Origin of the sequence: Neolewinella persica DSM 23188, from assembly GCF_000373105.1 — a bacterium.
GTDB classification, from domain to species: Bacteria; Bacteroidota; Bacteroidia; order Chitinophagales; family Saprospiraceae; genus Neolewinella; species Neolewinella persica.
This window is the reverse complement of record NZ_KB890417.1, coordinates 64,078-77,441: the sequence shown is the minus strand read 5'-3', so window position 1 is coordinate 77,441 and position 13,364 is coordinate 64,078. Positions and strand designations below refer to the sequence as shown.

The following is a 13,364-nucleotide window of genomic DNA, read 5'->3' as shown; positions in this document are numbered from 1 at the left end:
GTACAAGGCCCTTAACTGGCCGCCGCACCCGCACTCCGCAACTTAAACTCTCCAAAAATGATCAGCACAATTGCCGCCGCCACGATAATTCCGACAATGAAGCCAAGAATCGGAATGACGCCGGTAAAGGCCTGGATCAGCAAGAGTACCATCACCACCCCTAGGATGATCAGGAAGCCCGTACGGGTTTCCCGCAAGCCCGGAGACACGGCCTTAACGTCGCGATAAGGGAACAACCGGCGGTTCATGTAGGCAAAGAGTTGATCCTGAAGATAACCGATGATGACGATGGTAATGAGGACGGCGAATACGCCAGCTACGTTTCCCTGACGACCCAGTATATAGCTGAGGGATCCAAGTCCGTCGTCACGATAATATACTTCGGCGATGATGATGTAGGTCCAGCTAATGGCCGTGAGGACCCGGATATCGTCAATCAGCTTGCTCAGCACCGCTGGTACGTAAACAGATTTCACCAGTTGCCAGTCACTGGCACCAAGGGTGTAAGCCGTTTTCAGGTAAACGTCCTCGGTTTCCCAAAGGCGTTGCATTACCACTGGCAGGAGGTAAACGAGAATACCGAAGGCCAGGAAACTGACTTTCATGGCCTCCGACGCTTCCGGGCGGAAAATGATCAGGAAAATAGGGGTCAGCGCCGTTAACGGCACGTAACGCAGGGTGTCTATCTGTCGGCTGAACATCGCTTTAGCAATGGGGCTAATGGCAATGGGAATTCCAATCAGAAGCGCTAGGAAGACCGCCCAGAAGTATCCCTGGAGGTTACGCCAGACGGATACCCTGGTGTGATGTAGCAAGCTTTTATTGATGGAGGCTTCCGACGGACTGATCAGGGCTGGAATAGCACCGAGTACCTTTTGCGGAGGAGGCAATAGCGGATATACCTTATTAAAGTTTTCCGCGGTGGCAAAAGCAATGGAGTCTTTGGCTATCAGTGTTTTGCGCAGCGCGATGGAGTCGGGGTCCGTACTTAGGCTGGACGGCATCCGGGAGTTTTGGTAGCCAACCGGTGCCTGCACGGAAAGCTGCTCAGCGAGCAGCCACCAAAGGAGCAGGAACAACACCAGACCGGCAATGGCCAGCAGTGTTTTCTGAAGTTTGGAAAAACGGTAGGGGGCGTCCAGCAGGGACATGGGCTAGTGGTTAATTCGTTAGTCTGGCCGTTGGCTGCCAGATAAGGGGGGAGGCGAAAGGTAGTGGTTTAGAATGAAAACTCAAACGGATATTGCCGAGGAGGAACTTCAGGGCGGGGCCGCTGGTGCAAAATAAGGAATAAAGGAGCAAGGGATTAAGGGCTGGCTAGGTTGGTCTGCCTTCATCAACCTACCCCTGTACCCTGCGCCCCCGCCTACTTCCCTGAGAAAGAACCGAAAGCACTACCAGACTTCGAAACTACCAGATTACTTTTGCGCTTCCCATGCAAAGCACCTTCTCTTACTGGCTATTCCGCATTACCTCTGCCCTTCGCTGGTACGCAGGTGCCGGAACACGCTATGATGTGCACAGCCCCCACCTTGTCGAATTCTTGCGGGAGGTTTATAATGATGACCGACACTACCACGCCTTCGACCTCATCAATTCTGTGCGCGCCTACTGGCGCCGCAAGTCTGGCACCGTAAAATTGCGCGCCCTCGGCGCACCCAGCAAAACCACCCGAAAAAACGAACGTACCGTCAGCTCCCTCGTTGCCACCAACGCCATCGATGACCAATGCGGCAGGTTCCTCTTCCGGCTTGCCATCTGGCTCGAAGCCCAAAATATTCTGGAGTTCGGCACCAACGCCGGCATCTCCACACTCTACCTCCACGCTGCCGATACACGTGCCCGCCTGGATACCGTTGAAGGGAACCCCGACGTCGCCGCCCTGGCACAGGAAACCTTTACCAAAGCCGGTTCTGGTCCAGGTCTCCAGGCTCACGTCAGCCTTTTCCAGGACTGGCTTGACCGTCAACGCCAAACAAGCGCAGCGAGCAAGGCCGTCTCCCCCCTCCGGGGGAGGGGGGAAGAGGCGAACGAACGCAGTAAGCAAAGACGCGCAAGCGGAGCGAGGATGTCCTCGCGGCAGCCAATCACTAATCGAGAATCATTGGTGCCTCTCGACCTCTTCTTCCTGGACGGAGACCACCGCGAACAACCCACCCTGGACTACGTCAACCAACTCTTACCCCGGACCACCGAAAACTCCGTTTTCGTAATCGCAGACATCCACTGGTCTCCAGGAATGGAACGCGCCTGGGAAGCCTTGAAGCAGCTGCCTGAAGTCACCGCCTCGGTCGACGTTTACCACTTCGGTTTACTCTTCTTTAAACCCGGAGTCAATAAGGTCCATATCAGCTTAATCCGGACCCGCTTTAAGCCTTGGCGAATTGGCTTTTTCAACTAAAGGCTCAACGCACGAGCGCCAGCGAGCCACTAAATGCGGTAGCCCTACCCCCTACTAAGGCCGTAGGCTGTCTGCCAAGAAAAGAAGCGAAGCGACTTTCGGCTATTGAAAGACCGCAGGTCGTCTACTTACTATTCTTCGCTTCAATGGCGTTAAAGTCCAGCCCCGGTGCCAGAGAAGTAGTACTGTACTTGAGCCGCTTAGACACCACTAATCTAGTAGCGGGACTAAAAAGAAAGACCATTGGTTGGTTTTCGTAAATGATCTCCTGGAAGCGCCGGTACAACGGATCACGATCACTGGCATTCATCGTCCCAGCGATCTGTTTGATGAGTTGGTCAGCTTCCTTATTGGCAAATCCGCTACGGTTGCTACCGTTGGGTGGTACTGAGGTGGAAGCCCAAACCTGGGTGAATTCGTCCGGGTTGGGGTCCATTCCCATGCCCAGCAGGGACATGGCGAAGTTGCCTTTGTCTAACTCACCATAGAGCGTAGCCGGAGCCTGTTGAACGACCTCAATATCAATCCCCACTTCCTTGGCCCATTCAGCTACCAAAGCACCTACGGAAGCACTGGTGGGAGACGGGAATACCAGAAACTGCATGCTCATCTCCTGGCGGCTACCGTCTATTTCTTTATCGATGGTACCGTCTCCGTTGGTATCGGCCCATCCAGCTTCCTTCAGCAGCGTTTCTGCCTTTGCCGGGTCATACTCGATAGCGGGAAGGTCAGCGTAGTAACTTTTCCCGGAAAGCACCGGACCATTTACCCTGGTGGCTAAGCCGGGGAGGAGCTGCTCAATGAGTACATCTACGTCGACGAGATGTGCCAACGCCCGACGGGTTTTAGCGTCGCGCAGCAATGGATTTTGTTGGTTGAACAGGATCCCAAAGAAATTGATACTGTTAACCGTGGCAAAATCAAATCGTTGGTTGAGGTACTCGTCGTCGCGGACCTCCTTGAATTGATCCACACCAAGGTCCATGGCCACGTCTACTAATTCGTCTCGAAGGGCATTTGTCATCGTATTTCCATCGGCTATAAAGTCGAAAACAATTTTTTCCGGCTTAGCCATCAGCATAGTGGAACGATCATTGGTTGCCCAGTAATTCTCCCGGAGTTTAAGGGTCAATCGTTGCCCGGCGTTCCACTCTTCCAGTTGATATGGGCCACTTCCGATGATCTTGTCGGGTTCAGTGGCCAGTGCTACATCATTGAAAGCCGTCGCGAAATTCTTCAGGTTCTCGTTAGTTTCAGCCATCTGTTCCGCTTTCTTCTGGTTGGTCAGGTCGCTTAGGCTAACGTTACGGAGCAGACGGTCCGGATCATAAGCATACTCGGGATAAACGGCGGTACTACCGATGGATTGCTGGGCCAGAATGTAGGGCTTGTCCATGACCACCCGGAAACGACGTTCGTTGTTCGGGCTGGTTACTATGTTGGAGATGTTATACAGGTACGTTCGGTACGGGCCGGCCTCCACTAGTGGATTCATCACAGCTTTAAGGCTGAAGACTACATCAGCAGCAGTCACCGGAAGACCATTTGGCCAGGTCGCCCGCTCATCTATGAGGTAGGAGTAGGATACGCCGCCGCCGGGTTCTTTCCGAATGTCGGGCACACTGGCCAGCAACGGAATTTGCTCGAAAGTTTCCGGATCAATGCTGTTCAGCGTCTGGAAGATGAGTTCACGCACGTGCCGTGCCGAAGCCTGGGTGGTCAGCACTGGGTTTAGCCCGGCAGGTTCAACACGGGCGGCAATGCGCAGTGTGTTGTCTGTATGCTTAAAAACTATGCTACTGGTGTCATCCTCCTGAGTTTGCACAGAACCCTTAGGGTCTGGCTTACACGCAGAGAAGGCCACTGCCATCAATAGGCAGAGGAAAAAACGAAAATTCATGGGATTTGTGTTTGGTAGATAAATACTCTCAGTGGGTGAAGATAGGCCGTAGGAGGTATTTAGTGTTAATCTGCTTGGTTTTTTGGGCGCGCTCGCTTCGCTCGGTAGACCGGCTTCGCCCTTGATAGTGGGTAGTAGGTAGGCTACCGCACAAGGCAGCTCACTCCGTTCGCGATGGGGAGATTTTTTTAAAAAAAGCAAGGAAAATTTGGCCGAATTGCCTGCGGCAATTTTCTTACCTGATACCTGATACCTGATACCTGATACCTGATACCTGATACCTGATACCTGATACCTGATACCTGATACCTACAAATTCTGCCTCCCCCGAACCGCCTTCCGCTTAAGCGCCGCATGCCACCCATGCCTTTTGGGCGTGTTAGCCCCAGCTTGCGTACCACTGAGCGGCGGACCGGAATACCGAACACCGTTCCGGCGCGACTGCCGCCGGGTGTGTGAAGTGCTCGTTTGCCCCGATACCTGCGCGTAATTGATCCTCGCCCAGTGCTTGCGAAGGTTATTGCGATTAGGGTCCTGAGGACCATAGAAAAGCTCATCGTAAGGTAGCCCGGTGGCCACCGTTTCGATGCGACCCTTTTTGGGGCGGTAAAGTTTCAACTCCCCTTTCGGATTAGCCACATACCCCGGGCGCTTGTCATGGTCGTTACCATCCAGGTCGGTATCAGAATGCTCCAGATAGCCATCGGCATTGTGTTCCATCCGGCTGTGGGTATGGACGTCGGCCACCACTTCACCAAAGGGTAAAACGGGTGGCAGGCTCACCCCACTATCATCCAGGTCAGTTACCGGCTGGTCGTAGTAGTAAACGGATTTTCCGTTTAAGGTCTGCCGGTAAATATTGGTGCCGAACTCGTAGTTGTGGAAAATGGACCGCTCATTGTAAATCCGGGCAAAGTCAATGGCCGCCGCCAGCGGACTGGAAAACATGTCAAAAGCCTCCCGGCCGTCGGGGTCCGTAAACCGTAACGGATTATGTAAAGCGAAAGCATACGGGTTATGCCCGGGAAAAGCATCTGCCAACGGGTCCGGACTGAGCCAAAGCCCTGATTCCGCCTCCAGATAGCGAGCGCCAAAGTAGTTGAGGCCCGAAGCCTGGTCTTCCTCTTTACCGTTGAAATTGTAGTCCAACGGCGGCGCTTTACGGGTCTGCCGAACCAGCACTTTGCCAGTAGGCAAATACGCCCGGAAAGCCACCGCTTCCCCCCTTGCATCCGTAATCCAATTCACGTTTCCAAGTTGATCGCCGTGGTAATAGGAGGCCACCACTTCTGGGAAAACACCGTAGCCTTCGTAACCAAAACCCGCGCCAATACTGTCACGTTCTGGCGGACTAACGTACCAGGTCGGCGGTCCCGGAGGTCCAGTCGGGTCAGGCCTGCCAATCGGCCCGGGGGCGCCCGGCCCAGGCACGGAACTGAAGTCTCCACCCTCGCTGGTCGGCAACGGATCGCCCGTTACCCCCGGCTGACCGTAATAGCCTGGCAGCGTGGGCGGTCCGGGCGGAAGCCCCAGCCCAACGTAGTAATCCCATACCGTCCGCGTCAGGTCATTCATTCGGGCGGTGTAGTTTAGGTCGCCTGCCGTCAGCCCGCCCGCGAACCAGTAGGTATTGTTGAATTCTCCAGTGCCTTCCTTGGTCATGATCCGCTGGTCCCCCAGGAAGTAATGCTTAGTGAAGGTGCTTTCGGTAAAGGTGAAAAACGGGGAGACGTAGGCCACGTAATTGCCGGTGTGACTGATGAACCCGGCTGGCGCTCCGTCAGTAAAGACCCCTTTCATGTTCCCTTCACTCTGAATTACTCTTTCCCCGTCGGCCGCGTAAGTGTACCGGCTGATGGTGCCGTTATCGCTGAACTCCATCATGCGGTCCTCTTCGTCCCAACGTGCTTGCTGGTACCGGTAGCTGCCTGCTTCTCCCTGGTAACCGAGTAAGTTTCCGTCCGAATCATAATTGTACTTCCTGCCGCCTAACTCGTCGATTCTGTGGGGAAAGGTCGCATCGGTCGTCGTAGCCTGATCGAAACTGTTCAGCGGGTCCATCGTACCGTCATTCATTCGCTGAAGTTCTCGCCGGGTTTGGTTATACAGATCATCATGATCGCTGAAATAGGCAAAGCTTTCGGTTCCTGTTGCCAACTGGTATTCGCCAGTGGCCTCCGTCAGCCGATGCAGCGGATCGTAGGCGAACTGCAGTAGATGGCTGCCACCCAGGTCGTCGGTTTGCACACCGGTAGTTTGTTGACTGCTTTCCAGGTTGCCAACTACGTCATACGCCAGACGAAGGTCCTGCAACGTACCGCCGTTGGCCATTACCTTGATGGTGCCCGGACGTTGGGTCAGCGGATCAAAGCTCATCATCTCCCGGCTGTCGTTACCTAGGGTTTTGCCGATCATTCGGCCAAATTCATCGTAGCGAACGTCCTTTAGATAATCGTAATGATTACCGTCTTTTTCGCCCGCCAAAGACACCAGCCGCCCGGCAGTATTGTAACCGTATTCAAGGATCTCCCCGTCAGGGTAGCCCATCATTTGTTCCCGCCCCCAGCTGTCGTAATTAATCTCACTAACGAAAGTTCGGACGGTGGATTCGTTGATCAACAATGTCCTGATCGTCTTGCGTAGTTGGCCGTGTTCGTCATAGAAATACTCTTCCCCTCCGCTGGCGTCCTGGCGCAGTACAATGCGACCGACGCGGTTGAACCGGGCTTCAGGCCCCCCGTAGCTGATATCCACTTTATTCTGAAAGTTAATCGGGTAGATGATGCCCGTAAGCCGCTCGTGGTCATATCGGTAATTGATGGCACCATCTTCCCCAAATATCTCTCGCAGGTTGGGCGTGTGCTTCCGGATCATGTTGTCGGCCAGGTCAAAGACCATTTTCGTTCTGCCGGCATCGGCGGGGGAAGTGGCGATTTTTCGGCCCAGGCGGTCGTACTCGTAAGTAGTAACGAAGCCGCCATTGTCCGTAACGGCTTCCAGCTCACCTAATACGTTATAGCTGAAGGTGGTGGAAATGGTGGTCGTATCTGCTTCTCGCAGAAACATTTCTCGCTGACCACGTTCGTCCGTCAGGGTAGTCTCGCGGAAGCCCAGCGCGTCCGTCATTTGTTCCTGGAACAAGGTTTGTCCTGCAGGGGCGGTGGCAAAACCGTAGGCCATCGTGCTTACAGAATTATCGGGCATGGTCAACGATTCCGGGCGGTCCAGGATGTCATAAGTGGTTCTGGCTTTGGGCGCGGACGCAGGTGCCTGGTAAAGAGACAAAGGAGCAAGGGGCGCAACGGCAGGGTAACCTTCCGTTTTGGGGCGGTCAAAGGCATCATAAGTTACCCTGCCACTGGCCACCATTTTCTGGTCTCCGTCGATGACGGATAAATGCTGCTGCTGGATCACTCGTCCCAGCCCGTCAAGGAAAGTATGGCTCAGGATGTCTGCTTCCGTTTCCGGGTCATACCGTTCGGTTGTCGCGTAGGGTACGGCCGCACCCGGTGCATAGTTGTACCGGAAGCTGTACGTTGAGTCCTTTGGTAATTTAATGGCAGCCACCCGGCCGTGTTCATCAATAGCGTACTCGGTCGTATGCCCGTTGACGTCGGTCTCCTGCAACTGCTGGCCGTACCTGAATTCATATTCTGACGTGGAAACATACCCATAGCTGTCCTCAATCCGGACAGGAAAAAGATGCTCTACGGTATCAATGACGTAGGTGTAAGTCATCCGTTCCCCTTTGGCGTTTGGCGGGCGGCTGGCAGAGGTTACGTTGGACCATTCGTCATAGGTGAAATCCTGGACGGCGAAAACGTTCTCCTCTAAATACTGACGCAGCTGGGTCACGTTGCCTCGCTCGTCGATGTCCATTTCACTGTGGCGCAGTAATTGTCCACCGCCATAAACCTTCAGGCTTTTCAGCTGCCCCGTCAGGTATTCCTCCCCGTAAGGATGGTAGTCGTACTCTGTCCGTAGTTCATCCACCGGGGTGCCATCGCCAAAATCTGTCTTGACCAATACCTGGCCGATGCTGTCGTACTGGAAGGCCACTCGCTGCGACACCTGTGGACTGACTTCGCCTTCGTAGAAATTCTCCTGCCGCTGCCGCAGCAGCGGAAACGCCCGCCCCTGGTCGCTGGCAAGTAGGTTCGGCGGAAGTTCCGTCTGTGTCCTGGGGTTAGTTACTACATAGGTGTACGCTGTTTCGCGGTACCGGTTGCCAGCAGCGTCTTCCGTGTATTGCTTTTTCGGGAGGCTTCGGTTATAGAAATTGTCGTTGTGGTATTCCACTACGAAACTCCGGTAAGGAACATCCCCGTTTTCCGTATCCAGTTCTGTTTCGACGGTTTTTGCAAAGCCATAAAACTCTCGTTCATGGCGATCGTGGACCGGTACTTCGTAGCGGATCTGTGTCTTTCGCCAACTTGGCCCATCTCCGTCAACGCCGTCATTAAGCCTGGTTTCCGTAAGCAGCCATTTAGGAAAGGGCATGCCATTTTCGTTGGCGGCCGCCACGTAATCCAGTTCGATGGTAACACCGAGCGGGCGTTCAACGCTGCGCAGCAGATTCACTTTTCCGATGGCGGACCTACGAACCTTAAGTTCGTTGTCTTTGGTCGCCATCAGCTCATCCAGGTAGCCGTCGCCATCGATGTCGTTAAACTGGCTTAGCACCCGACTGACCCCCCGGCCGGTAGAACCACTGGGGTTAACACAGATTCGGATGAAGAAGATCGGGATACAGACGGTAAAGGCGAAATTGAGACTCTCCGCCGTAGCGTCCCCCTTGTCCAGCGGCTCGGAGAGCCGCGCCCAGTCGATGGCTCCGGCAAATCCGGAACCGGTGTTGAGTGCGACCCTTAGCATTCGGTTGTCTGGGTTGTAACTCAGGGCATCGGCCAATCCATCTCCGTTTACGTCTTGTAAAGCGGCGGTAGAATAGTTGTCCGTTCGGGTGATGGCAAAACCCGCAGCAAAGGAGTTGTTACTGATGTTGACGCCACCGCCGCCACCGTAGTCCGTACTGACGCCCTTCCGGATGTCCGCAAAGCCCCAGTTCTCCCGACTGCCGAAGCTATAGCCCCGGTTAAAGGCCACATCACCGTTGTCCCAAACCTTATCCGTTAAACCATCACCGTTTACGTCGAGCCAACTATGAACCGTGTAGTCGTTGTCTACCGAAAAGGAAACACTGATGGAGCCGCCAGCTTCAGCGGATTCGTTAGCGGACTGAGATTTAGCTCCCTGATTTTTGGTAGTGGTTTTAGAACGGCGGTGCCGCTTCCTGCTTCCTTTTCCACTGGTGTCTCCGCTGTTGGTGGGGCTGGAATCGACAAATTTCCCTCCAGCCGTACCGCCGATGGCGTGGCTTTTAGCCACGTGGTTACCAAAGCCGTGCACTACACTCTGGTTGCTCAGCCCACCGTAGACCGTGGTGTATTGCGCCCTGGTTGGGGTCACGAGGTCGGGATACCGATCTCCGTTCAGGTCCATCACTTCCATCAGATTGGTGGTGGTGTTCCAAGCGGCGGAGCCCGCCAGGCTGGCTGGTCCGAAGCCTGCACCAGCGGCTACTGCATTCATCTTCGAAATACTGGTCAGTGGAGGCGCCGAAGCTCCAGTCCCCAGGTCAGGCGTTAGCAATACGTCGTCTGCACCTAAACGGGAGGAACTGATGTAATTGGCCCCGACCAGAGTGAGGTCGTCGTAACCCCGCCAGTTGCCAGCTTTAGGTTCTGCTACCATCACGATGAATTGTTCCTGGGTGGGGTCGTCAGTCAGGTCTTCAAAATCACTGAAGTCCGGGTCGTCCGGATCAATATCGATGTCCTCTATATCTTCTTCGCTTACGTCCGGATCCTGCAGCACCAGTAAAGACTCAAGGATTGGTAGGTCTCCAGCGCCACCAGCGCCCCGGTAAACAAACTGCCCCCAACCCCGGAATTGCGGCCCAAAGGTCAGCTCGTCATTCGTCCGCCGGCGATGCTTGCCGATGACGACGGGAACCTGGAGGCCATTACGCTCCAGCCTGAAGGTGCTGTTTGCTACGGCATTGTTCAGGTCGGCAGGGACAAACACCTCTACCCAAACGTCGTCACCCGGTGTTACCACCAGCTTCCCCGTCCAATTTATGGCACCTGCGACCGCGCCCAAAAGCACTTGAGTGTCACGTTGCATATAGACGGTGTCCCGCCCACGGACAGATAGGCTCAGCCCTTCAAACCGACCGTTAAAACCGAAATCGAAGTAGTTCAGCTGGAACGCGTAGTCAAAAGTATCGGCTGCGGGTCTCCAGGGCTGTGGATATTGGACAGGCTTGGTTCTCATGGTATAATCAATGGCCGGGCAGTACCGGTAAGCCGGCTCACCTTCGGGGCTGATGACTGGCGTGCCATCGTCAGCGCTTATGTAGGTCAGCAACGGTGTCCACTTCGGTGCTGTCCAGTCAACCGATGCATTGGTTCGCATCCGGAGTTGAACCTGCTGGTCTTCCTCAATGGCGAAATTCAGGTTCTCAATCGGTAAGTTGGTTACGACGCTGTCCGGAGCAAACTGCCACGATCGGATGGCCAGGCCGTCTATGATCAATTCAAGGTGCAGCGTATCGGAAAGTATGGGTTTGCTGAAAATACCCGTCAGATCGACCCGCCCGTTGAGCGGCATAGACACCGTCTGACAACTGGCCAACAGGAAATCTTCGCTGGCCTGGTAGCGATAAATATGGAGACCATTAACGTCCTTTTCCATGGGATCCTCTCCTACATAGGTAATTACGGGGTCCCAGGAAACCCGGTCGAAAGCGCCATCAAAGACGGACTGTACCCGGAAGTAAAGTCGTTGCCCGGCACTAACGGTGATGTTGCCGACGCCGGTGGGCGTCCGCGCCACATAATCGTTCGCACCAATAGCCTCGGTGTACAAGGGCGTATTCTGAAGGAAGCCTCCTCCTTGTTCTATCCTTACCACCACGCCGTCTTCCCGGCTGTATTCATCGATGCCGGGCTGCTCCATCAACGAGATGTCTCCGGTGATCCGGACGGTACCCGAAAAGGGCGCTTCCCAACTGCGGACCACATCGTGCTTCGGTGTCATGTCGATCAGCTCCTGCTGTTCATCCGGGTCTACGGTGACCAGGTCACCATCTGGCGCTGCACCGTCGATGATCGGGCTAGGGGTGTCGCCGCTGTTCAGGGTAAAGGTTGGGTTGCCGTTTTCGTCGAGGTGGTTGAAATATACCTTGCCCCGATGCAGAATGTCGATCAGGTCATCACCGTTGAAATCGCTGAAGTAGGTAGTCGTCGAAGTTCGGGATGTCGTGTTTTCATAGCCCGCGAAAAAGGGGGTGATGTTGGCCTCAAAGCCAATGTTGGTTTCGGTGGTTGCCGTGACGCTGAAATCACGGATACCATTCACGGGGCGGACCGGCCCGAAACCAGGGGAGCCTTGGCCAAATAGGTTTTTACGCCATACCAGGTCGTTGCCACGGCGGAATAACTTGTCTGGAAGTAGGTCCCCATTGATGTCAACAAAAGAAAGCACCCCGTTCCCTTCGCTGGAGCCGGAACCGAAGGTGCCACCCACGGTAAAATCTTTGGTGCCCGGAGAACCAATTGGGCCAACGGTCACCGCACTCCCGATCTGCCGGCTCGTTGATTTCGCTCCGCCTAACGCGGATATCTCGCCGGTGAAACCAGGAATCGGATTGAGTATATCTCCCTTTATATTGTCGTTGCCGCTGCTCCAGGTTTCCACCGGGCCGAAGGCGGAGAAATCGCCGGAAGGGAGCTCGTGATAATCGAAGGTGTGTCCCGAAAACTCACTTCCGTCGCTGCCTAACTCGGTAATGCCGGTGAGTACCGTTTGGTGGAAGGCCGCCGTTTTATAGCTCAGATCGTAATGACGAACCATGGTGCCACGGTAGCGGATCTCGATGCGGCGAAGTAAATCAGCCGTCACTATTTTTAACCCGGAGGAATAATCAATGCGGACATCCGGACGGCGGCTTTCGCCGAGGTCGCGGTCCCGGATGAAATCGATGGAGAAAGTGCCTGTTTGTGTGCCCTTACCGTTGTAGGTGATGCGGGTGGGGTATCTGTTTTTGCCCGTCTCTGTGCTACCCGAGTGACCATTGTCTTGCTGCACCACGTAGCTGTAATCTATCCGGTTTTCGTGAACGTCGGTGGATCGGACCAAAGCCCAGCTGCTGATGTTGCCAGAAGGATCGGTCAGCAGGGCAGCGGGCGTAATCCCTTCTGGTGATCCGCCGTAATATTCGGTACTACCGTCGGGATAACGAACCTCCCACCAGTAATTTTTGGGGTTGTTTCCGTGACGGGTGATGCGCTGAAATTCGCGTTCTACCCGGGGGTGGTAGGTTTTTTCTGCTTCGCGGGGTCGGGTTTCTCCGCGGTGGGCAACCGGGGCAAGCATGGCCCCTTCGAACAGGTAGGTTTCGGTTTCATTGGTCGCGTTGAAGCGGGGAACGCCCCAACGCGTCTCTACTTCGATGGTGGGTAAACTAAGGTCCCAGCCCCGGCCCAGCCAGCCGTGCAGGTGGTCGCTGGAGTAGCTGACGCCGAGCACCGGCGAATGATCCTTACGGGCGGGCGGTAGTTTGATGGGGAAGTTGAGTTCAGCGCTTCCAGAGGAGTTGGCGGTGGGAGGTTCAATTAGGGCAATGCCGTCGGCTGGGTTTGCAGCTGGAGGAGGGGCGGTGGGGGAGACGGTCAGGTAGGTTGGGGAGGGGGCGTTCGGGGCTTGGGCGGATAGGGAAACGGTGGCCAGACAAAGAATTAGCGATAAGGGATAAGGGATAAGTGATAAGCGATTGGCTACCGCTGTTACAGATATGCGATAGGCGATAGTTGATATTCGATTGGTGATTGGGCTGCCGCGTTCCGGAGACCGTCGGGCCGATCGGAATGAAGGCGAAGCCGGAATATAGGCGGTCGGACGGTTCGCAGGAAAGGGAGTGATGATCGTTGCTTCACGTAGAAAAATACGGAGAAAGGCACGCAGGTGATTGATAATAGACATCGGGAAAAGATTCTCTTG

General features: G+C 54.8%; 4 protein-coding genes. 1 reads left to right on the top strand and 3 read right to left on the bottom strand.

The window, feature by feature from the left end; translation table 11 throughout:
* Positions 1-11 precede the first annotated feature (11 nt).
* Positions 12-1,151, bottom strand: a complete 1,140-nt coding sequence (locus B036_RS0104570) for an ABC transporter permease (protein ID WP_020567509.1) — start codon at positions 1,149-1,151, stop codon at positions 12-14.
* Positions 1,152-1,435: 284 nt separating this feature from the next.
* On the opposite strand from B036_RS0104570, the gene B036_RS0104565 reads away from it, so the two are divergent.
* Complete coding sequence (locus tag B036_RS0104565) at positions 1,436-2,401, top strand: O-methyltransferase (RefSeq protein ID WP_020567508.1); 966 nt, start codon at positions 1,436-1,438, stop codon at positions 2,399-2,401.
* Positions 2,402-2,525: 124 nt separating this feature from the next.
* Here B036_RS0104565 and B036_RS0104560 read toward each other — a convergent pair whose 3' ends face one another.
* On the bottom strand, positions 2,526-4,301 hold the full coding sequence (locus B036_RS0104560; protein WP_020567507.1) for an ABC transporter substrate-binding protein: 1,776 nt from the start codon (positions 4,299-4,301) through the stop codon (positions 2,526-2,528).
* A gap of 309 nt (positions 4,302-4,610) precedes the next feature.
* Positions 4,611-13,346 carry a SpvB/TcaC N-terminal domain-containing protein gene (locus B036_RS0104555; protein WP_020567506.1) on the bottom strand — a complete coding sequence of 2,912 codons (8,736 nt, stop codon included), beginning with the start codon at positions 13,344-13,346 and terminating at the stop codon, positions 4,611-4,613.
* Between the last annotated feature and the right edge of the window lie 18 nt (positions 13,347-13,364).